The organism is Fructilactobacillus frigidiflavus (assembly GCF_044054575.1).
Lineage (GTDB): Bacteria > Bacillota > Bacilli > Lactobacillales > Lactobacillaceae > Fructilactobacillus > Fructilactobacillus frigidiflavus.
In genome coordinates this window covers 515,478-537,248 of the sequence record NZ_CP168716.1, presented here as the reverse complement: position 1 = coordinate 537,248, position 21,771 = coordinate 515,478, and the positions used below count along the sequence as shown (strand labels likewise).

Below are 21,771 nucleotides of genomic sequence, written 5' to 3'. Positions count from 1 at the left end.
TTTTTTGTACTAAATGTCTAGTGTATTTAGCAAAAAAGCTCCCCATACTAGTGAAAAACATTGTAAAGGGGAGCTTCAAATGACAAAAACACAAAAACAGTTTCAACAATCATGGAAAAAGATCGTTTTACTAAATTTCATTGGTTGGATCTTTATTTATGCTGATCGGACGATTTTGAATCCGGTAATGCCCAACATTCAACATTATTTTGGCATTAACAATGCTTCCTTAGGACTAGTTTCTTCTTTATTCTTCTTAACGTACACGATTGCCCAGATTCCATTTGCTGCCCTCGCTGATAAAATTGGGCAAAAATGGGTCATTGGATTAGGATTTATCTTCTTCGGAATTATGACATTGTTCTCTGGAATCGTAACCACCTTTGGTCTCTTCCTAATTATGCGGGGAATGACTGGGTTAGGTGAAGGAACTTTTTACGGAGCTTCTTATAGTTTGGCATCAGAAAATATTCCAAGTGATAAATTAACGTTTGGGACAGCTTTAATTAACTGTGGTCAAGCCTTTGGACAAATGACCGGGACGCTACTATCTAGTTTTCTAGTATTGCAATACCACATGAACTGGTCATCACCTTTTATCGTAATTACTGTTCCAACCGTGGTAGTTGGTTTGATGTACTTGTTATTCGTTAAAAAAACGAAACCCGTTCAAACACAGACAAACAAGCTTAATGAACCGGTTAAAACCACTAACAAAATTGACGTTCGCGCTTTATTTACGAAAAACCTAGTGATTACTTACTTCATGTTATTCGCTGCCATTTATGGCCAAATTGCCATGTTAACATGGTTACCACAATTTTTAATTACTAATCGGGGAATTACTGGGACCAGCGTTGGCTGGATTTCATCAATCATTCCATTTGCTTCCATTCCTAGCTCAATTCTTTTTGCAAAAATGAATGATAAAATGTCAAATCCCAAAAAATTATTATATATCGTTGTTCCGATTTCAGCCCTTGCCTTAATCGTGGGAATGACAATTAACTCATATGCCGTGTTAGTTGCATCACTTTTGGTATATGGGTTTACGGGAAAAATGTCAATTGACCCAATTTTGATTTATCTAGTAAACAAAAATGCTAAAGCAAATCAATTATCAACCACTTTAGGAGTTTATAACTTCTTTGGAATGATTGCTTCAATCATGGCACCATATTTAACTGGTCTCTTCATTGATTTAACCGGAAGTATGGCAATCGGATTCTACTTTGCCGCAGGAATTTTACTAGTTGGTTTGTTTGGTTTCAGCTTTGTAAAAGTAGAACCAACTAACAAATAATTACTAAATCAATAAAAACAAAAAGATCGATAACCCCGTATTCTATCTACGGAGGATATCGATCTTTTGTCTATAAACTACTATAAAAATTAGTAATGTAGGCTTCAATCGTCTTTTGATTTAATTTAATATACTTTTCACGTGCTGCTTTTCGGGTGGTAATCAAACCAGCTGCTTCTAAAATTTTAAAATGATAAGAACCAGAAGTTTTACTAATTCCCATAATTTTACCAATTTCTCCACAAGTGATTTCAGCTGGATTTTCTTTTAAATACTTGATAATCTCAATTCGAATTTGATCTGATAGTGCTTTAAAAACCAAAATTCGTTTTGCTTGATCCATTGGTAAAATCACCTTTCCTTAAACTAATTTTTCATAAAGCGAAATCAATGTCTTTAAAATTTGCAACAAGTCATCATCAAGCTTCGGTGTCCCCAAGCGGGCATCGCCACGTTCAATCTTAACCCCGACTAAAACATCGAGCGCTTTTACCTTTTTAAACTGTTCCACAATTTCAGCATATGAGGTCAACGGTTCAGTTTGATTAACCATGTGATTTTGACTAAGCACAAATTCCTTAGGTAGTTTAGCAACTTCCTTAGCCAAAGCTTGTAACTTAGGATAAATTATATCCGTTTGCTTGGGTTTCATGTTACTTTCCACGGCTAAATATAAGTAAAGGTTATCATCCCAAAAACCTAGTTCAAAATGAGGCAACATTTTGTAACCACGTTTGTTGGTCGAAAAAGCGACCCATGTTGTATCCGGGGCGTTCAAAGTCCGCATCCGGTGTTTGGCAACATGAGCATACCATGCTTCTCCAGTTGCTGTTTCCAAAACCTTTAACATCGGTTTCGCGATTTTTTCAAATTTAGGATCTAAGGTTGCCCGAATTTTATCCATTCGTCCATCCAAAGTGGGGTCATTAAAAACTAAAAAATCAGCATCAGTAAACATCTTCACACCTCGTTAATTAAAATAATAATATATCTAATAATATAAGCCATGAACGAAATTGGCTATCGTCATCTTTCACAACGTAATAGCAAGACATAATGAAAATTATAATTGCCACGATTAAAACGGGCGTTAACCATAATTTTTGCAAGGTCGTTTTTTCTTTTTCCGCTTTAATCTTGTAAGCATGTTCATTTTCTTTAACCATGCTATCAATGGTAACGTGATACAACTCACTCAAATCAATTAAAATTGGAATCCCAGGTAAATTTCTCCCGTTTTCCCAACTCGAAACCGTTTTACGCGACACGTTCAGTTTTTCAGCAAGTTGAACTTGGGTATAACCGTTTTCTTGTCTTAATTTTTTTAATTGATTTGCAACATCCATTACCAATATTCTCCCATCGAGATTCATAATCTCCTACTATTATACCTTATTTAAAAATCAATCCAGCCTTTTCAGCAAAATTAGTGGGGCTACAATTAGGTTACACTCCTAATTTAGCAACATTTTGCCCTAGTCTATATTTAATAGCTTTTGTTTTCTCTAATTTACCTGTAAATTAGTAAGTGAAATATAATTTATTAGACAGATTGGAGAAACAAACATGAATCAAATTTTGAAGCAAAAAACCCTTAAACAATTTAACGGGAATTGGTCACAAGCCATCATCATTGCCCTTCCCACTTTACTAGTTTTCTTTCTCGGCTCAGTGCCAATGATTCCTTACTTAGTATTATCGACTTTTACGTTAGTCGGAATGTCATACGCTTATCTAATTTGGTTTCGCAGTGACCGGACACCAGCCACCCCGCTACAATCATCTGTAACCGAAATTTTTTCCACACCGAATGCCTTTGGTCCTTTTTTAGTTGCCCTATTAACGGAAGTATTTGCGACCTTTTGGAGCTTATTATTCTTAGTCCCTGGAATTATCAAAGCCCTTGCCTATTCACAAGCCATCTTCATTTATAAAGACGAAGTTACCGCGGGAAATGATAATCCTGGCTTCCGTGACTGTATTACTAAAAGTCGGGAAATGATGAACGGTCACAAAGGTGAACTATTTATGCTTAAACTTTCCTTCATTGGTTGGTTTATTTTATCAATGTTCACGGCCGGAATCGGACTAATTTGGTTAATTCCTTACTACTATGGCACCATGGTTAACTATTATGAGCGCTTAAGAACTAACTAGAAACTTAATTATAAGGAGTTTTTTCATGGTAAAAACTTTCAAATATATTTCAATTATTGCAGCAATTATTTGTTGGATTTCAGCAATCTATACTTTTTGGCAAGCTTATTCAAAAGACAATTTAATCTCATTAGCACCTATCATCGCTTATAACAGTCCTCAAGGGATTTTTGGTTGGTCAATTTCTCTTGCAATTATTCTTACTGGAGCGAGTTGGGCATTAATTATTGTTGATCGAGCTAGCAAATAAATTTTCACATAAAAAATCGGCATCAACGGCTAAATGCGGTTGATGCCGATTTTTTCATTATTTAAGCAGTTACCCGTAAAGTTTTTCCAGCAAGTTTCACATAAACAACACTCACCACAAACCCAACTACCATGAACGGAATGAAATCTAAACTCATGCTAAAGAGGGGCACATGGGCGGTACACCAAGCATCAAGACCAGTAAATGGTCCGTGTAAAACGGGTGGTAAAGCATGGATCATATCTAATACTGATGGAACTAAGACAAAGCCCATCGTAACTTTGTAGACTACCCCATTTTTACCAATCAAGCGGTGTAATAAAGCTAGTAAGATCAACGTGATTGCCAATGGATAAAGGAAGACCAAGACTGGTAAGGAAAATAAGATGATTTGGTCTAAGCCAAAGTTAGCCAAGCCAAAGGCCACAAAGTTAGAGAAGAAGAGGAACTTGTGGTACCCAACTTTAGGGAAACGATTTCCTAAATCTTGTGAAAATGATTGTAATACTCCTAAAGCAGTTGTTACACAAGCCAGAAAAGTTAAGGCAGCTAAAACAGCGGCCCCAGCAGCTCCTGTATAATGCCGCATGATTACCGTAAACGCGGTTCCACCATCTGCACTCATTTTGGTATAAGCTAAACTAGCTACTCCCAAAGCGATTAATAAAACATAGATAACGGCTTCAAAGCCAAGGGCAAAGAATCCAACTTTAGCAACCGACCACGCGTGTTTCTTTTCGTCTTTTACAAATACCTTCAAGGCCGTGATGATCGTCACACCAAAGCCTAATCCGGCTAAAGCATCCATCGTGTTGTAACCTTCTAAGAAACCGTTCACAAATGATCCCGTTCCTTTTCCGGCTGCTGGCATTAGTGGAAGATTAGTTAAATCACCATTAACTACAAATGCGACGAAGAATAAGAAAAAGAGTAAAACCACGAAAAGCGGATTCAAAATCCGACCAACACTATTTACGATGCTGTTTTGGTTATAAGCCAAGTAGACGATTAGGCCAAAGAATAAGGCAGAAAAAACGAATAATGCCGGATGTGTCCAACTTTCATTAGGTAAAAATGGTTTCACCCCCATCGTAAATGACACAGTAGCCAATCTTGGTGACCCGATGAAAAGTCCCATGGAAGCATGGGCTGCAATCAAGAAGAGCAATGAGAAAGTGGCTCCGACTGGCAACGCTAAATCATACATACTCTTACTTTTCGTAACACTTAAAGCCAAAATTGAGAATAATGGTAATAAAACAGCCGAAATAACGAACCCTAAAGTGGCTGGAACCCAGTTTTGTCCTGACATTTGTCCCAAGTGAATGGGAAAGATCAAATTCCCGGCTCCAAAGAAAAGCCCAAATAAAAGTGATGATAACAGTACGTGTTGTTTAAAATTAGATTTCTTTTGTAAATCCATGATTAACTCCCCTATGTTTTGTTTTGTAATAACACATAACACTAATTGTTCAGCAAACTGATGGTATAAAAAAACGCCCTTAACCAGACCTAGTCTAGTTAGGGACGTTTACACGTGTTACCACCCTTGTTCCCAATCACTCCAAGATTCTGCGCAAGATCTCAGTATCAATTAGAAATAAAAAAAGCGTCACCAACGATTGTTAAAACAAACGTTAGGGACGCTTTCGCGTGTTACCACCCATATTTCCAATTAAACGTAATTGGCTCTAAGAGTACGGCCGAAAATCCGACGATACTCGCTTGCTGTAATGGGCAATCCCATCAGATATTAATTAGATTCGTATCTGAAACTTGTAGATGATTTTCATTTCAGCGTGATTACCTCATCACATCAACCTGAGGCTTTCTTAAAATCACCGCGGAAATTACTTAGCTACGCTTAGTCGTTATGTTTTATTTTCTCTTAGTTTACTGGATGATGATTGATTGGTCAAGGAAAAAATTAAAATTAAAAAAAGATTGTTAAACGAACGATAACCTGGTATAGTTATTAAAAACAACCAAGGAGATGAACATTCATGGATCGTAAAACTAATAAACTAACTAATAACCAAATTATTAACCTAGTAATTATTCGTCTTACGGTAAGTGAATGATGACTTGGTTATTTGCATAACTAATTAATTATTGCCTACCGTTTCCTAATTACGGTAGGTTTAAAACTTTCAACAGCCTATCTTAAATTTAAGATAGGTTGTTTTTTATATCTAGGAGTGAAATTATGAAACATACTTTAGCAGATCAAAAATTATTAAGTTGCTTGTATCAAGGAACGTTTGGCATTGAAGTTGAGGAACATCGGGTTTGTAAGAACCAAAAAAGCTTGTCCCAACTCCCCCATCCAGAAACCCTCGGGGAACGGCATGGCCATCCGTTCTTTCAAACGGACTTTGCTGAAAGCCAAGAGGAATTAGTTTCACTACCATATCCCTCCACTAGAACATGTTTGAGTCACCTACACAGTTTACAAGCCATGCTTCAAGCTAGCTTGGACCCTAACGATGTCATCTGGCCTCTATCAATGCCCCCCAAATTAAATCAGGACGATCTTACTTACATACCAGAAGGTTTCAAGCAACGGCCTTGGTACCAAAAATACTTGGAAAAAATGGTGGAAAAATATGGTCCCTATTACGGCTTAATGGCTGGAATTCACGTTAACTACGCACCCACCAAAGCATTGTTAGATTGGTATCAAGCAACCCATGATTATCCTGATCAAGTTTCTTCTAATAACCACATGCTTTTTCAAATTGTTCAACAGGTGCTCGGTTATCGGTGGCTCTTAACCTATCTTTTTGGGGCTTCACCAATCACGGAAAACCAAGCTGATACAATTCCAGCTGCGCAACGTGCGATGGCCCCAGTTCGGTCATATCGCTCCAGTAAATATGGCTTTAATAATTTAGCCAACTTCAAAACTGATTATTCGAACCTCGAAAACTTCATTGACCAACTTGAACATTTTATCGAAACCGGGAAACTCGTTGCTCCTAGTGACTTTCACGGACCAGTTCGGTTAAAGGGTGTACCGACTTTTGAAGCTCTAACTGAAATTGGAGCCCAATATTTGGAATTTAGAATTTTTGATCTGAATCCCTTTACCCAAGACGGTCTTAACCAAACCACGATGAGCTTTTTACATCTTTTAATTATGGATGCAATCGTTAATCCACAGGTCTGGAATCGTGATACAATAGATAACGCAGAAAAACTAAATGATTTCGTGGCCTTGCAGCACCCTACTGAACCAGCGCCTGCTGAAGCACAAGCAGAAGCCCGCAATTTGTTTACTCGATTGGCTGAAATCGTAAAAGCGGCGCCAGCTGATTTAAGAATTGATTTTAGCAAAGCTTTGAATTTTGCGATTACAGCGCTAGATAATCCGGACCAAACCGTTAGTGCACAACTTGCCACTTTTATTAAAGATGATTCGCTAGTTGACTTCGGTATGAAACGTGGGGAAATGATTAAAAATGATTTCCAATTGGAACCTGACTTTAGTAAGTTTAAAAATGTTCCAGACACCTTACTAAAAGCTTATCAAAAGTCCCATCAATTAGGTCTCAAGAGTGCAATCTCGGAAAATCAAATTTCTGTGACTTTTAAAAACCAAACTAAAACATTTAATAATGACCATGAATTCGAAACTTATCTGACATCATTAACTGAAAGGAAATAAATCATGAAAATTGGAATAACGGCCAACATCAATCTTGGTGAACCAAACAAGTACGTTTTACCCTTTGCTAATGTAGTTCCTAAAAGCTTTATTGAAGTGGTTACAAAACACAACCAAATCCCTGTCATTCTTCCCGTAGTCCCCGCGGATATGGTGCCTGAATTAGTTGCGATGGTTGATGCAGTGATTATTCCCGGGGGACAAGATATTGATTCCTGCTTTTTCGATAGCGATGCCCACTATAATACGGATGATTACTTTACCCCGCATGATGAATTTGAATTAGCGGTAGTTAAAGAAGCCATCCGCACGAAGAAGCCACTTCTAGGAGTGTGTCGCGGTCATCAATTAATCAACGTTGCTCTGGGCGGTGATTTGTACCAAGACATTCCTGAACAATTCGACTCTAAACTTGATCATGAACAACGTAATACTGGTGAACTTTTTGCTCACGAGGTGGATGTCAAAGAAGATAGCTATTTAGTTAATACCTTAGGCAAACATACTAAAATCAATTCCCGGCATCATCAATCGGTTCGCAATTTAGGTAAAAATCTCCATGTCGTTGCAACTGCCCCAGATGGCATAGTTGAAGCCATGGAAGATGACCAAGGTTTAATTACGGGAGTACAATGGCATCCCGAGGATCTTTGGAAAGATGATCCGAAACAAGAAAAACTTTTTACGGACTTCTTTGCTCGAGCAAAGGTCAAACATAATTCATTAGTATAGAAAAAGCCACTAAATCCTGTTTATGCAGAATTTAGTGGCTTTTTTAATTAATGACCAAAAAACAATACTAGAACCAATTCGAAGTAGAAAATTGCCTGATTAAAATCAGCCTCATCATGTTGTTTTCGATAAACCTTGAAAAACACTCCCCCAATGATTACAAGTAAGATTACCGTACCTAAAAGTTCCGGTAATTGTAAATTATCAATTCCAAAATTCAAAAGTAGTTTAATAATAATTAAGATGCCTAAGAAAGTTACGATTTTTTCGCTAGCTAATCTTCGAAGCCCCGTTCGTTTAGCTTTTTCAACCTTAGAAAAAAGTTTGTATCCTAGAAAAATCAAAACTTGGATAATCAATAAGCCCACAATTCCTCCTAAAAAGGCGGAAAAAAGTCCTTGTTGTAACTTCAACGCATCTTCACTACTGGGTACCAGTACGTTTTCATACAAAAATAAGGTCGCAAACGACAGTACATAAAATAAACCAATGATAATTTGATTCAAATTTTTCTTTAACATTTTGTTCTCCTATAAAATCTCAATTAAGTTCTTCCGAGCAGCTTGATTAGCAGGAATGATTCCAAAGAGGATTCCAATTGATACCGCCACGCCGACCGATATTCCAATCTCTGGAAGGCTGGTGACTGGTTTAAACGGTGCCATTGAGCCAATTAGATAGCAGACAAATTCACCTAGTAAAATTCCACCCAGACCACCAAGCATCGTCAACATCGCACTTTCAAGCAAAAATTGGAGTCGAATATCATTCTTAGTGGCTCCAAAGGCCCGCCGAATTCCAATTTCTTGGGTCCGTTCTGAAATCGTCATGTACATCGTATTCATGACCCCAATTCCAGCAATCAAAAGCGAGATACTGGCCACAAAAATAATGAAATAAGTAATGTAGTCGATCATTTTACCAACGGATTTCATCGCTGCCCCTTTATCAACAACGGCAAACTTAGCTTGTGCTTTAGTAGCTGATTTGGTTTGCAACGTTTTGGCAGCGGCTTTTAAAGTCGCCTTTTGATTAAAGCCTTTGCGAACATACAAATTAATGAGGTCTTCATTCGGATTATTCCCAAAATCACGGACATACGTTCTTTGGGGAATCAAAACGTCTGAATCCTTTCCGTCAAAGATTCCAGCAACTTCAAATCCTTTTTGATTAATAAAGACGACCTTGCGTCCGTGACTATACTTTTTCAGTTTTTGATTCAATTTATCAGAAATCAAGACTTGATTAAGCCCTATTTCAAACGCATCTTTTGAAATTGGATGACCACTCAATAATTCAAATTTATGGTTATTATTTTTAATGGTGGCGTTCTGTTCAGAAATTTTGTCCCCAATCTGGACCTTCACAGGTGTCGGAAAGCTCTCGTTAACCATCTTAACCCGTTGAATTCCCGGAACTGTTTTAACTAATTGCACATCCGCCTTGGAAAAAGATGGTTGTTGATCAGAATTAACGTCTTTAGCTTGAATTGAAATTTGCCCATCAGCATTTCCCGCCGAGCCAAAACTATTCGCCTTTTGTTTTAATCCATTTCCGACTGACATAATCGTAATCACCGCCGCAATTCCAATGATAATCCCAAACATAGTCAGTAAATTACGTGCTTTATTACTCAAAATTGATTTAAAGGAAGTCAGTAAAATGGCTTTTAATTTTTTAAGCTTCATGTAACACCCCGTCATTCACTTTAAAAAGTCGATTCCCAAAATTAGCAAACGTGTCATCGTGGGTAACCATAATAATCGTCACTTTATTAGTCTTGTTTAATTTTTCAAATAATTCCATTACTTCGCGAGTATTTTGGGAATCAAGGGCTCCCGTTGGTTCATCAGCAATGATAATCGAGGGATGGTTGATTAAAGCTCGGGCAATCGCCACTCGTTGCTGTTGCCCACCCGATAATTCCGTTGGATAACTATCTTTTTTATCTAAAATCCCTAAACTATCTAACAACTGATTTAAGTCTTCTTCTAGATTCGGATCAGCTGCTTTAGTCGAATAAATTAAGGGAATTTCTACGTTTTCTTTAACCGTCAAATTTTTCATTAGTTTGAAATTTTGAAAAATGAAGCCAATGTTGCGATTTCTTAGTTCTGAAATGACATTGTCACTTTGCTTTTGATAACTTTTTCCGTTAAATTCATAAAGCCCTTCATATTTTTGATCTAAAAATCCCAAAATGTTAATCAAAGTACTTTTACCTGAACCTGAATGACCCATAATCACGGCAAAGTCTTCGCGGTTAATCTTTAACGAAACGTTTTTTAAGATTTGTACTTTTTGCTTACCTGCCAAATAATATTTAGAAACATCTTCTAATTTAATTAGATTATCTTTCATGTTTAGGTAGCTCCTTGTAGTTCAGTAAAAGCTTGTCGCCGACTTTAACGCTCGAATCTGGTTTTAAGACCCAGTCGTTATTTTGTTTTTCAACGGCATCCTTCACTTGATGGCATTTACCACGGTTTACTAAATAAACGGAACCATGATTTACCGCTTTCGCTGGAATCAAGATTTGTTTAACTGGTAATTTTATTTCAATCGTATTTCCGTAGTTTAAATGTTGATGAGCTCTTAACAACATTACATAGTTGCTAGAGCCGGTTTCTGGTAAAACTGAAATGTAATCAACTTGGCCTTTGGTATTTTTGCCGGTTGCTTCTTCTAATAATTTAGCATCACTATTACGGCTAATCGTTGGTAAATCATACTGGCTAATGCCTGTTTTAATGACTTGAGAGCTAGAAACTAACGAAACACTTTCCTTATCGGTCGGATCAATTTGCAAATAACCATCAAACGGTGCTAAATATTCGTGAGCGTAAAGTTTCTTAGCTAGACTATCGATTTGTTGATTAATTTGATTAATTTTAATTTGATTATCAACCGAATTGTCACCATTTAACTCTTTGCGTTGGTTAACTAGTTGTTGAATTTTCAAACTCGAATTTTGGTCAACGTGTTTGTATGTATACATCGCAACGCATTCACCCTTTCGGACAAAGCTGTTGTTAGCGAGACTATCATAAACCAAACTAGTTCCTACTGGTAATTTTTTGGCGATTTCGACTTTTTTCGTCGGAGTTACTTTTCCCGTCAAAATCAAATCCGGTGATTTTTTGATGGTATAGGTTTGGTAAGCTACCTTGGTACTTTTATTATTAATCGCAACCATGACCCCGGCAAACGCCACAATTGAAATGATTAACAATTCTATGAGATGAATTCTTTTATGCATGCGAGCTCCTTTTAGTTAGACAAATTTTAAGTTTAGAAATAAACCAACTGATTATTTAATAAATATATAAGATTTTTAATAATCTGTATAGCTAATCTTTATAGACAAAGGTCTAATTCGCATGTAACTTTTGGGTTACATTGTTGATATGAATGGGTTTAAGCCCCTAACAAAAAATCGTCCTGATAAATAAATTATCAGAGCGATTTTTCAATTATTTAGGATAAACGACGTGAAACTTTTCTAAAACAACCTGAGCAGTGGCTTTGTCAAAAATTGTTCCTTCACTTTTACATTCTTCGGTAAAGAAAGCATCATGAACTTTTCGCCAATAGGTTAAAGTTCGGTCCCCTTCTCCTTCTGCAAATGCGTGTTGCTCATCAACATCTAAGTAATTAACCACTAACACTTGATCATTTTGAATGATACAAACTGGCTGGTCTTTGCTATCTAAAACAATGTCGTAGGCTTTTTCACCCGGCAACTCATCTTCTTTGGGAACGTATTGACTAGTCGTCGCCGTCTTTTGTCCGGTTAAAACTAACTGGACTAACTGATCAGCTTCCACGCCAAATTGAAAGCTACTTTGTAATTGAGCAGCTGCCGGAATTGCATGATCAGCTTGCGCTTGTTGAAAAAATTGATTAGGTGTCATCATCGTACCTCTATTTTTGATTCAAATTAGAATGTTTAACTCCGTACGCAAAGTAAATTACTAGACCAATCGCAAACCAAAGCAAGGCGAAAATCAAAGTTTCGGCGTGTAATTGTGACATTAGTCCAACTGAGAAGAGCGCCGCAATAATTGGCAGAACTGGGTAGCCAGGCATCTTGAAACCTTGATGATTTAAGTCTTTTCGTTTTCGTAATGGGATGATTCCGATTGAAACAACAGTAAATGCCAGTAACGTTCCTACACTAACCAAATCAACTAGTTTGTCTAACGGAATTAATCCAGCAAACACTGCGATAATGATGGTTGCAACTAATAAAGCTCGTCCAGGAACCCCATTTTTGTTGATTTTACCCATTTTACCAGGTAACAAGCCGTCACGACCAATGGCGTAAATCAACCGTGATGAAGCATAAATCATCGTGTACATCATCGTGTACATTCCAATTAAAGCTCCGACTGAAATGATTACTGCTACAAAGTTTTGCCCAACTCGTTGTAGAGCAAAGGAAACTGGATCAGCTACGTTTAGTTGTTTGTAATTAACCATTCCCGTTAGCACAAAGGAAACTAAGGCATAAAGAATTGCGGCGATTAACAACGTTCCTAAAATCCCCAGTGGCAAATTTCGTTTCGGATTTTTAACTTCCGCAGCAGAGCCTGATAAAGCATCAAAACCTAAGAAGGCAAAGAAAACCATAGCGGCACCAGTTAAAATACCTCTAAAACCAAAAGCACCATGTACTCGAGCAGGAATAAAGGGATGATAGTTAGAACTCTTAATGAAGAAAAAGCCCACTACGATAAAGATTAAAATAATCGCAACTTTCATTAATACCAATAAGTTTTCGTACTTTTTAGAAGTCTTCATGCCATTTCGGAGTGAAAAGGCAATCAAAAGAATGACTAACACTGCGATTATGTTACCGTAAGTGCCGTGAGCTGGATCAAAAGCTCCCGTAAAAGCGGCTGGCAATTTAATAATTGGTGCAATTAAACTCGTGAAGTAAGCTGACCAACCAGTAGCAACCGCCGCAACCGCTAAGAAGTATTCCAAAATCAACGCCCAACCAAGCACCCAACCAACGACTTCTCCGAAAATCACGTTTCCGTAAGAATAAGCTGAGCCAGCAATTGGCAAAGTGGATGAAACCTCACCATAAGCCATTGCCACTAAAGCACAAACAATTGCAGCCAAGAAGAAACTAATTACGACGGCTGGTCCAGTCGTCGTTGCAGCAACGGTTCCGGGTAGAATGAAAATTCCTGTTCCGATGACCGCTCCAATTCCTAATCCCAATAGATCCTTCACGGTTAGAGTCCGCTGCAGATCTTTATCATTATCTAAGTAAGCATTTAAGCTTTCCTTTTTGAAAATTCGCTTCAACAAATTCATTTTTCTCCTCCAAATTATAAACAAAAAACACATCAATGACATTAAGCCCGATGTGTTTTAAAAGTTTATTTGAAATCTCAAATCACTCTTAACTCGCTATCGGAATTAATGTGCCGACAGCTCGCAAAAATGATTGCGTCTAGTCAGCTAATCGCCAAAAGAACGCAAAATAATAAATGTTTGTTTTTGAGTTAAGTTTTATCATTTTTTGAGATTTCCTTTCGTGTTTTTTATTAGTGTACTTGAATGTTGAACGAGTGTCAAACTGAATTTTATAAATTATTTGCCCATTTATCAAAGTCTTCAATTGTGTCACCAATATACTCAGTATTGTCATTTTCAACTTCTTGACGTGCTTGTTCATTTTCTAACTCATTCATTGATGTATGCCCCTTGATTAATAAAAATATTACGATTAATATTTAAGAAAAACGAATATATTATTGTAGTATGGTTAATTTATGTTTGATTTTTTTGATTTATGTTTGATTTTGTTTATAAACCTTGATTTATAGGCATTCTATATGTTTGATTTATGTTTGATTTTTATGATGATAATTTTATGTTAATGAAAAATGATTTAAAAATGGAAGATATAAATATTGAATACAAATAAGTATCTAAAAATAACCCTCCAATAAAATGATAATAAACAGAATGGCAAAAGATGTTCAAGATTCTTTAAAAATTAATGATTAGTATTTAAAAGACCTCTAAATTAAGCCTAAATATTTAGAGGTCTTTTTTTTCATTCTTCACTAATTTCGATTGCTTTTTATATTTATTGTTTAGCAAAATTAGAACCCAAATATTAGAAAATATCGCAGCACAAACCAAATAAATAATAATCGGCTTCATCGCATTAAGTTCATACCCCACTATCTCAATCATTAGTAAAATTACACTAGTAATTTGTACGTAATTGATAAATAGTTTTGTTTCTTTCAATTCACGTACCCTTTCAAGATTTTTAACCATCGTGCTATCTTCCATAAAAATCTCATCTAAGGAAAGGTCTAAAACTCCGGCTACCTGGACTAGTCTATCTAAATCCGGAATGGTTTTACCGGTTTCCCAGTTCGAAATGGTTTTACTAGAAATTAGTAATTTTTCTGCCAAATCACTTTGTGTCATATTTAATTCTGTTCGTTTAGCTTTAATTATTTTCGCAAAATCCATCAGTATCTCCTAAATAAAAATATTATACTAATACCTTATGTTGAGATACTGAATATAGCAATAGAAAGTGGTTTCTAATCATAAGATTACGGTGATTCAAAGGGATATTTTGGCAAAATAAAAAAGTTCACTTATTAAGCAAACTTCCGAATATCAATTGAACTTTGCATATTAAAAAAATATGTGTCAGTAGCATTAAAATATTTTCCTAATCTAATTGATGTATCTAAGGTTACTTTTCTGCGGTTATGAAGAATATCTTGGATTCTTGAAACAGGAACATCAATATCTCTAGCAAGTTTTGCTGCTGTGAGTTGATAAGGAATCATGAATTCTTCTTTTAAAACGTCACCCATTGTTACTTGTACTGCGTTGTTCATATTTAAGCCCTCAATATTTGTTGGATTAAAAATTGTCTTTATTAGTTACATTTTATCATATTAAATTATTTAAAAGAATGTCAAAAAGGACCACCGCCTAAAATTTGCGGTGGTCCTTTTCCTTATAATCCAAAACAAAAAGCGGCTGAACTCTTTACGAATTCAGTCGCTTAATGTCGCTAATTCTTAACTATGAATCAGGAGGTAAATAATCTAATTATTTATCTTCTTTTTTCTTTCTTTTGCCGAGACCCAAGATAACCATCATAGCAAGAATTGCTGAACCAATTGAAGTCATCAAACCGTTTGAGTTATCTTGTCCAGTTTGTGGCAATTCAGTCTCTGGTTCCTTACCAGACTGACTAGCACTTACTGAAGTCAATGTCACACTAGTTGAAGTACTCAATGATTCACTTTGAGTTTCTGAAGCACTGTTTGAAACAGATGCAGATTTCAAAGTTGTATTTGATGATGAGGCACTAGCAGATGCACTACTTGAAGTTGATGCACTCGCACTAACTGAAGCAGATACACTTGTACTCGTTGAAGTACTTGCTGATGCACTTGTTGATACAGAAGCACTTACACTTGCTGAACCGTCCTTGCTTAGTGATGCATAGTCACTCGCACTAGATGATCCAGATACACTTGCACTCGTTGATGTGCTAGTTGAAGTACTTGTTGATACAGAAGCACTTACACTGGCTGAACCATCTTTGCTTAGTGATGCAGAATCACTCGCACTAGCTGATCCAGATACACTTGCACTTGTTGATGTGCTAGTTGAAGTACTTGTTGATACAGAAGCACTTACACTGGCTGAACCATCTTTGCTTAGTGATGCAGAATCACTCGCACTAGCTGATCCAGATACGCTCGCACTTGTTGAAGTACTTCCTGAAACTGAAGCACTCGTACTCAATGAGATACTTGTTGATCTAGAAGCTGATGTGCTTGAACTATCACTAGTTGAGGCACTTGCGCTTGAGCTATCTGAAGTACTAGCTGAATCAGAATCACTGGTACTTGTTGAAGCAGAAGTACTTACTGATGAAGCACTTGTACTTGCTGAAGCACTAGTTGATGATGACTTGCTGGTACTTGTTGAAGCTGATTCACTGGCACTCGTTGAAGTACTTTCACTTGCTGCTTTACTGATTGAAGCACTTTCTGATTCAGTATTTGAAGTAGATCCATGATCTGATGCTGACTTACTACTTGAAGCACTATCAGATGATGATGCAGAAGTACTTGCTGAATCTGATGCACTCTTTTCAGTTGATGCACTGTCACTCGAACTAGTTGAAGCACTGTCAGAACTTGAGGCACTTACTGAATCACTAGCTGAACCAGTGTTACTGTTTTCTGATGCTGAAGTACTTGCTGATTCGGAAGAACTCTTTTCAGCTGATGCACTAGCACTAGCGCTCGTTGATGCTGACTTAGAAGTACTATCTGAATCAGTACCTGAACCACTAATTGAAGCTGATTCGGAAGCACTGTGGTTAGCTGAAGTACTTTCACTTGAACTAGTTGAAGCACTGTCACTAGCATTTGATGCACTAGTTGAACTTGATGCACTGGCTGAATCGCTGATTGAAGTACTTGTTGAAGCACTATCAGATTCTGCTGAAGTTGAAGCACTCTTAGAAGAACTGTCACTGGCAACTGAAGCACTAATTGATCTAGCAGTTGAAGCACTGGAACTATCAGATGATGAAGCACTTGCGCTTGAGCTATCAGAAGCACTAGTTGAAGCACTATCACTAGTACTATTTGATGCTGAAGTACTTACTGATGAAGCACTTGAACTTCCTGAAGCACTGGCACTTGCTGAGTCACTCGCACTTGCTGAAGCAGATTCACTGGCACTCGTTGAAGTACTTTCACTTGCTGCTTTACTGATTGAAGCACTTTCTGATTCAGTCGTTGAAGCTGAACTGTGATCTGAAGTTGACTTACTGCTTGAAGCACTATCAGAACTTGAAGCAGAAGTACTTGCTGAATCTGAAGCGCTCTTTTCAGTTGAAGCGCTGGCACTTGAACTAGTTGAAGCACTGTCAGAACTTGATCCACTTACTGAATCACTAGCTGAATCAGTGTTGCTCTTTTCTGATGCTGAAGTACTTGCTGATTCGGAAGCACTCTTTTCAGCAGAAGCACTTGCGCTGGCACTAGTTGAAGCTGATGTACTTGCGCTCTTAGAGTCAGTTCCTGAACCGCTGATTGAAGCTGATTCGGAAGCACTGTGGTTAGCTGAAGTACTTTCACTTGAACTAGTTGAAGCACTGTCACTAGCCTTTGATGCAGAAGCTGAATCTGAGGCACTACTTGAAGCACTGTCTGAAGTACTTGTTGAAGCACTATTAGATTCTGCTGAAGTTGATGCGCTAGTTGAAGAACTATCACTAGCAACCGAATCACTAATTGATCTAGCTTTTGAAGCACTTGCGCTATCAGATGACGAAGCACTTGCACTTGAACTATCTGAAGCACTGGTTGAAGCTGAATCGCTGGTACTTGTTGAAGCAGAAGTACTTACTGATGAAGCACTTGAACTTCCTGAAGCACTGGCACTTGCAGAGTCACTAGCACTTGCTGAAGCAGATTCACTAGCGCTCTTAGAAACTGAAGCACTAATGGAAATACTTGTTGAAGCACTTGCCGATTCAGTAGTTGAAGCAGAACTGTGATCTGAAGTTGACTTGCTGCTTGAAGCACTATCAGATGATGATGCAGAAGTACTTGCTGAATCTGAAGCGCTCTTTTCAGTTGAGGCACTTGTACTCGAACTAGTTGAAGCACTGTCAGAACTTGAGGCACTAGCTGAGTTGCTTGCTGAACCAGTGTTACTGTTTTCTGATGCTGAAGTACTTGCTGATTCGGAAGAACTCTTTTCAGCAGAAGCACTTGCGCTAGCACTTGTTGAAGCTGATGTACTTGCGCTCTTAGAGTCAGTTCCTGAACCGCTGATTGAAGCTGATTCGGAAGCACTGTGGTTAGCCGAAGTACTTTCACTTGAACTAGTTGAAGCACTGTCACTAGCGTTTGATGCACTAGTTGAACTTGATGCACTGGCTGAATCGCTGATTGAAGTACTTGTTGAAGCACTATCAGATTCTGCTGAAGTTGATGCGCTAGTTGAAGAACTGTCACTGGCAACAGAATCACTAATTGATCTAGCAGTTGAAGCACTGGCACTATCAGATGATGAAGCACTTGCGCTTGAACTATCAGAAGCACTAGTTGAAGCACTATCGCTAGTACTATTTGATGCTGAAGTACTTACTGATGAAGCACTAGCAGAACCTGAAGCACTACTTGATGCTGAGTCACTGGCACTATCAGATGATGAAGCACTGGCACTCTTAGAAACGGAAGCACTGATGGAAATACTTGTTGATGCACTTGCTGATTCAGTAGTTGAAGCAGAGCTGTGATCTGAGGTTGACTTACTGCTTGAAGCACTATCAGAACTTGAAGCAGAAGTACTTGCTGATTCTGAGGCACTCTTTTCAGTTGAAGTACTTGTACTTATACTCGTTGAAGCACTGTCAGAACTTGAGGCACTGGCTGAATTGCTTGCTGAACCAGTGTTACTGTTTTCTGATGCTGAAGTACTTGCTGATTCTGAAGCACTCTTTTCAGCTGATGCACTTGAACTAGCACTAGTTGAAGCAGATGTACTTGCACTCTTAGAGTCAGTTCCTGAACCGCTGATTGAAGCTGATTCGCTTTGGCTCTTAGCAGTTGAAGTACTGTCTGAGCCGCTTGCTGATGCACTTGTACTATCACTAGCAGCACTTTCTGATGTTGATGCGCTACTTGAAGCACTGTCTGAAGTACTTGTTGAAGCACTATCAGATTCTGCTGATGTAGAAGCGCTAGTTGAAGTACTATCACTGGCAACTGAAGCACTAATTGATCTAGCAGTTGAAGCACTGGAACTATCAGATGATGAAGCACTTGCGCTTGAGCTATCAGAAGCACTAGTTGAAGCACTATCACTAGTACTATTTGATGCTGAAGTACTTACTGATGAAGCACTTGAACTTCCTGAAGCACTGGCACTTGCTGAGTCACTCGCACTTGCTGAAGCAGATTCACTGGCACTCGTTGAAGTACTTTCACTTGCTGCTTTACTGGTTGAAGCACTTGCTGATTCAGTCGTTGAAGCAGAGCTGTGGTCTGAGGTTGACTTGCTGCTTGAAGCACTATCAGAACTTGAGGCTGAAGTACTTGCTGAATCTGAGGCACTCTTTTCAGTTGAAGTACTTGTACTTACACTCGTTGAAGCACTGTCAGAACTTGAGGCACTGGCTGAATTGCTTGCTGAACCAGTGTTACTGTTTTCTGATGCTGAAGTACTTGCTGATTCGGAAGAACTCTTTTCAGCAGAAGCACTTGAGCTAGCACTAGTTGAAGCTGAAGTACTTGCGCTCTTAGAGTCAGTTCCTGAACCACTGATTGAAGCTGATTCACTTTGGCTCTTAGCAGTTGAAGTACTTTCACTTGAACTGGTTGAAGCACTATCACTAGCTTTTGATGCAGAAGCTGAATCTGATTCACTACTTGAAGCACTAGCTGAAGTACTTTCTGAGGCACTATCTGATTCTGCTGAAGTTGATGCGCTAGTTGAGGAACTATCACTGGCAACTGAAGCACTAATTGATCTAGCAGTTGAAGCACTTGCGCTATCAGATGATGAAGCACTTGCGCTTGAACTATCAGAAGCACTAGTTGAAGCTGAATCACTAGTACTAGTTGATGCTGAAGTACTTACTGATGAAGAACTGGCAGAACCTGAAGCACTGGCACTGGCTGAGTCATTTGCACTTGCTGAAGCAGATTCACTAGCACTCTTAGAAACTGAAGCACTAATTGAAATGCTGGTTGAAGCACTAGCTGACTCAGTTGTTGAAGCAGAACTGTGATCTGAAGTTGACTTACTACTTGAAGCACTATCAGAACTTGAAGCAGAAGTACTTGCTGAATCTGATGCACTCTTTTCAGTTGATGCACTGTCACTCGAACTAGTTGAAGCACTGGCAGAACTTGAGGCACTTACTGAATCACTAGCTGAATCAGTGTTGCTCTTTTCTGATGCTGAAGTACTTGCTGAGTCTGAAGCACTCTTCTCAGCTGATGCACTTGAGCTAGCACTTGTTGAAGCTGATGTACTTGCACTCTTAGAGTCAGTTCCTGAACCACTGATTGAAGCTGATTCACTTTGACTCTTAGCTGTTGAAGTACTGTCACTTGAACTGGTTGATGCACTGTCACTAGCTTTCGATGCAGAAGATGAATCTGAATCACTTGTTGATTCACTAGCTGAAGTACTTGCTGATGCACTTCCTGAGTCAGATGCTGTTGATTCGCTGGTACTGTTGCTATCAGTTGAAACTGATGCACTTATTGATCTAGCTTTTGAAGCACTTGCACTATCACTAGTTGATGCACTCGCACTTGAACTAGTTGAAGTACTTGTTGAAGCTGAGTTCTTATCACTAGTTGATGTTGATTCGCTAGCTGATTTAGCACTTTCACTAGCCGTTGAGTCACTAGTTGACTTAGTACTTGCACTTTCTGAAGCACTCTTACTCAAGCTTGCTGAAGTACTTGCACTAATTGAACCACTCTTTGAAGCACTAGTTGATGTACTTTCACTATCAGAATTTGATTCAGACCGTGGATCTGAAGTTGATTTACTGCTTGAAGCACTATCTGATTCTGAAGTTGATGTACTTGCTGAGTCTGAAGCACTCTTTTCAGTTGAAGTACTTTCGCTAGTACTCTTAGAATCTGAATCGCTTGTTGATTCACTAGCCGAAGTACTTGCTGAGCCAGTGTTACTGTTTTCTGATGCTGAAGTACTTACTGATTCTGAAGCACTCTTTTCAGCTGATGCACTAGTACTTTCGCTAGTTGAGGCTGATTTAGAAGCACTATCTGAATCAGTTCCTGAACCACTCTTTGAAGCACTCGCACTTTGGCTATTAACATCTGAAGTACTGATTGATGTACTAGTTGAAGCACTGGTACTATCACTAGCGGCACTTTCGGATGTTGATACACTGCCTTTAGCACTGTCTGAAGTACTGGTTGAAGCACTTTCTGACTTAGATGCTGTTGATTCGCTTGTACTGTTACTATCAGTTGAAACTGATGCACTTATTGATCTAGCTTTTGAAGCACTTACACTATCACTAGTTGATGCACTGGCACTTGAGTTAGCTGAAGCACTGGTTGAGGCTGAGTTACTATCACTAGTTGATGTTGATTCACTAGCTGACTTAGCACTTTCACTAGCAGTTGATTCACTAGTTGACTTAGTACTTGTACTTTCTGAAGCACTCTTGCTCAAACTTGCTGAGGTACTTTCACTAATTGAAGTACTCTTTGAAGCACTAGCTGAAGCTGTTTCACTAGCTGGGTTTGATGCACTAGTTGAAGCTGATTTTACCTTACTTTCTGAAGCACTGGCTGAGCCAGACTCTGAGTCACTAGCTGAAGTTGAAGCACTCTTTTCTGTTGAAGTACTTTCACTAGTACTCTTAGAATCTGAATCGCTTGTTGATTCACTAGCTGAAGTACTTGCTGAATCAGTGTTGCTCTTTTCTGATGCTGAAGTACTTACTGATTCTGAAGCACTCTTTTCAGCTGATGCACTTGTACTTGCACTTGTTGATGCTGACTTAGAGGTACTTGTTGAATCAGTTCCTGAACCATTCTTTGAAGCACTGGCACTTTGACTATTAACATCTGAAGTGCTGGT

Annotated in this window: 25 protein-coding genes and 1 other annotated feature; of the genes, 12 read left to right on the top strand and 13 right to left on the bottom strand. The window is 38.3% G+C overall.

Annotation, left to right across the window (positions count from 1 at the left end; all coding sequences use genetic code 11):
- Positions 1-79: 79 nt before the first annotated feature.
- On the top strand, positions 80-1,303 hold the full coding sequence (locus ACEPSS_RS02690; RefSeq protein ID WP_395319949.1) for an MFS transporter: 1,224 nt from the start codon (positions 80-82) through the stop codon (positions 1,301-1,303).
- Positions 1,304-1,373: 70 nt separating this feature from the next.
- Here ACEPSS_RS02690 and ACEPSS_RS02685 read toward each other — a convergent pair whose 3' ends face one another.
- From ACEPSS_RS02685 to ACEPSS_RS02675, 3 genes are read right to left on the bottom strand one after another with little or no spacing between them, the layout of a single operon-like run.
- The gene (locus ACEPSS_RS02685) at positions 1,374-1,646 is read right to left on the bottom strand and encodes an ArsR/SmtB family transcription factor (RefSeq protein ID WP_395319947.1); all 273 of its coding nucleotides are present in this window, start codon (positions 1,644-1,646) and stop codon (positions 1,374-1,376) included.
- An 18-nt stretch (positions 1,647-1,664) separates the two neighbouring features.
- A complete protein-coding gene (locus ACEPSS_RS02680) occupies positions 1,665-2,261 on the bottom strand; it encodes a DUF1054 family protein (RefSeq protein ID WP_395319945.1) in 597 nt (198 codons plus the stop codon).
- Positions 2,262-2,277: 16 nt separating this feature from the next.
- Positions 2,278-2,649: a helix-turn-helix transcriptional regulator gene (locus ACEPSS_RS02675; protein WP_395319944.1), complete on the bottom strand. Its 372-nt coding sequence runs from the start codon at positions 2,647-2,649 to the stop codon at positions 2,278-2,280.
- Between the two features lie 220 nt (positions 2,650-2,869).
- Between ACEPSS_RS02675 and ACEPSS_RS02670 the strand changes: the two genes are divergently transcribed.
- Together ACEPSS_RS02670 and ACEPSS_RS02665 are read left to right on the top strand one after the other, a co-directional pair.
- Positions 2,870-3,460 (top strand): DUF975 family protein, encoded by a 591-nt coding sequence (locus tag ACEPSS_RS02670; protein ID WP_395319942.1) that lies wholly within the window; start codon positions 2,870-2,872, stop codon positions 3,458-3,460.
- Between the two features lie 25 nt (positions 3,461-3,485).
- On the top strand, positions 3,486-3,710 hold the full coding sequence (locus ACEPSS_RS02665) for a hypothetical protein (protein ID WP_395319940.1): 225 nt from the start codon (positions 3,486-3,488) through the stop codon (positions 3,708-3,710).
- A 61-nt stretch (positions 3,711-3,771) separates the two neighbouring features.
- Here ACEPSS_RS02665 and brnQ read toward each other — a convergent pair whose 3' ends face one another.
- Positions 3,772-5,133: a branched-chain amino acid transport system II carrier protein gene (gene brnQ / locus ACEPSS_RS02660; RefSeq protein WP_395319938.1), complete on the bottom strand. Its 1,362-nt coding sequence runs from the start codon at positions 5,131-5,133 to the stop codon at positions 3,772-3,774.
- A 213-nt stretch (positions 5,134-5,346) separates the two neighbouring features.
- Positions 5,347-5,585, bottom strand: a binding site (T-box leader).
- A 331-nt stretch (positions 5,586-5,916) separates the two neighbouring features.
- Here brnQ and ACEPSS_RS02655 point away from each other — a divergent pair.
- The gene (locus ACEPSS_RS02655; protein WP_395319936.1) at positions 5,917-7,377 is read left to right on the top strand and encodes a glutamate--cysteine ligase; all 1,461 of its coding nucleotides are present in this window, start codon (positions 5,917-5,919) and stop codon (positions 7,375-7,377) included.
- Positions 7,378-7,380: 3 nt separating this feature from the next.
- Positions 7,381-8,109, top strand: coding sequence for a gamma-glutamyl-gamma-aminobutyrate hydrolase family protein (locus ACEPSS_RS02650; protein WP_395319934.1), 729 nt, complete (start codon positions 7,381-7,383; stop codon positions 8,107-8,109).
- A gap of 47 nt (positions 8,110-8,156) precedes the next feature.
- Here the strand turns inward: ACEPSS_RS02650 and ACEPSS_RS02645 are convergent, their stop codons facing one another.
- The 9 genes from ACEPSS_RS02645 to ACEPSS_RS02605 form a co-directional block, all read right to left on the bottom strand.
- Positions 8,157-8,630, bottom strand: a complete 474-nt coding sequence (locus ACEPSS_RS02645) for a hypothetical protein (RefSeq protein ID WP_395319932.1) — start codon at positions 8,628-8,630, stop codon at positions 8,157-8,159.
- 9 nt (positions 8,631-8,639) lie between these two features.
- A complete protein-coding gene (locus tag ACEPSS_RS02640) occupies positions 8,640-9,797 on the bottom strand; it encodes an ABC transporter permease (protein WP_395319930.1) in 1,158 nt (385 codons plus the stop codon).
- Positions 9,787-10,470 (bottom strand): ABC transporter ATP-binding protein, encoded by a 684-nt coding sequence (locus tag ACEPSS_RS02635; protein WP_395319928.1) that lies wholly within the window; start codon positions 10,468-10,470, stop codon positions 9,787-9,789. Before ACEPSS_RS02635 ends, ACEPSS_RS02640 begins: the two co-directional genes overlap by 11 nt.
- A complete protein-coding gene (locus ACEPSS_RS02630; RefSeq protein WP_395319926.1) occupies positions 10,460-11,368 on the bottom strand; it encodes a hypothetical protein in 909 nt (302 codons plus the stop codon). Before ACEPSS_RS02630 ends, ACEPSS_RS02635 begins: the two co-directional genes overlap by 11 nt.
- A 214-nt stretch (positions 11,369-11,582) precedes the next feature.
- Complete coding sequence (locus ACEPSS_RS02625; protein ID WP_395320464.1) at positions 11,583-12,023, bottom strand: ASCH domain-containing protein; 441 nt, start codon at positions 12,021-12,023, stop codon at positions 11,583-11,585.
- A gap of 10 nt (positions 12,024-12,033) precedes the next feature.
- The gene (locus ACEPSS_RS02620; RefSeq protein WP_395319924.1) at positions 12,034-13,437 is read right to left on the bottom strand and encodes an APC family permease; all 1,404 of its coding nucleotides are present in this window, start codon (positions 13,435-13,437) and stop codon (positions 12,034-12,036) included.
- A gap of 732 nt (positions 13,438-14,169) precedes the next feature.
- Positions 14,170-14,616 carry a helix-turn-helix domain-containing protein gene (locus ACEPSS_RS02615; protein WP_395319922.1) on the bottom strand — a complete coding sequence of 149 codons (447 nt, stop codon included), beginning with the start codon at positions 14,614-14,616 and terminating at the stop codon, positions 14,170-14,172.
- A gap of 134 nt (positions 14,617-14,750) precedes the next feature.
- A complete protein-coding gene (locus ACEPSS_RS02610) occupies positions 14,751-14,996 on the bottom strand; it encodes a HigA family addiction module antitoxin (protein WP_395319920.1) in 246 nt (81 codons plus the stop codon).
- Between the two features lie 217 nt (positions 14,997-15,213).
- The gene (locus ACEPSS_RS02605; RefSeq protein WP_395320463.1) at positions 15,214-15,453 is read right to left on the bottom strand and encodes an LPXTG cell wall anchor domain-containing protein; all 240 of its coding nucleotides are present in this window, start codon (positions 15,451-15,453) and stop codon (positions 15,214-15,216) included.
- A gap of 205 nt (positions 15,454-15,658) precedes the next feature.
- On the opposite strand from ACEPSS_RS02605, the gene ACEPSS_RS02600 reads away from it, so the two are divergent.
- From ACEPSS_RS02600 to ACEPSS_RS02570, 7 genes are all read left to right on the top strand, one after another.
- Positions 15,659-16,195 carry a hypothetical protein gene (locus ACEPSS_RS02600; protein WP_395319918.1) on the top strand — a complete coding sequence of 179 codons (537 nt, stop codon included), beginning with the start codon at positions 15,659-15,661 and terminating at the stop codon, positions 16,193-16,195.
- A 153-nt stretch (positions 16,196-16,348) separates the two neighbouring features.
- Complete coding sequence (locus tag ACEPSS_RS02595) at positions 16,349-16,942, top strand: hypothetical protein (protein ID WP_395319916.1); 594 nt, start codon at positions 16,349-16,351, stop codon at positions 16,940-16,942.
- Between the two features lie 156 nt (positions 16,943-17,098).
- Positions 17,099-17,689, top strand: coding sequence for a hypothetical protein (locus ACEPSS_RS02590; RefSeq protein WP_395319914.1), 591 nt, complete (start codon positions 17,099-17,101; stop codon positions 17,687-17,689).
- Between the two features lie 12 nt (positions 17,690-17,701).
- Entirely contained in the window at positions 17,702-18,436 is a 735-nt protein-coding gene (locus tag ACEPSS_RS02585; protein ID WP_395319912.1) for a hypothetical protein, read from the top strand.
- 138 nt (positions 18,437-18,574) lie between these two features.
- Entirely contained in the window at positions 18,575-19,930 is a 1,356-nt protein-coding gene (locus ACEPSS_RS02580) for a hypothetical protein (RefSeq protein WP_395319910.1), read from the top strand.
- 156 nt (positions 19,931-20,086) lie between these two features.
- Positions 20,087-20,230, top strand: a complete 144-nt coding sequence (locus ACEPSS_RS02575; RefSeq protein WP_395319908.1) for a hypothetical protein — start codon at positions 20,087-20,089, stop codon at positions 20,228-20,230.
- Positions 20,231-20,383: 153 nt separating this feature from the next.
- The gene (locus ACEPSS_RS02570) at positions 20,384-21,748 is read left to right on the top strand and encodes a hypothetical protein (protein ID WP_395319906.1); all 1,365 of its coding nucleotides are present in this window, start codon (positions 20,384-20,386) and stop codon (positions 21,746-21,748) included.
- Positions 21,749-21,771 lie beyond the last annotated feature (23 nt).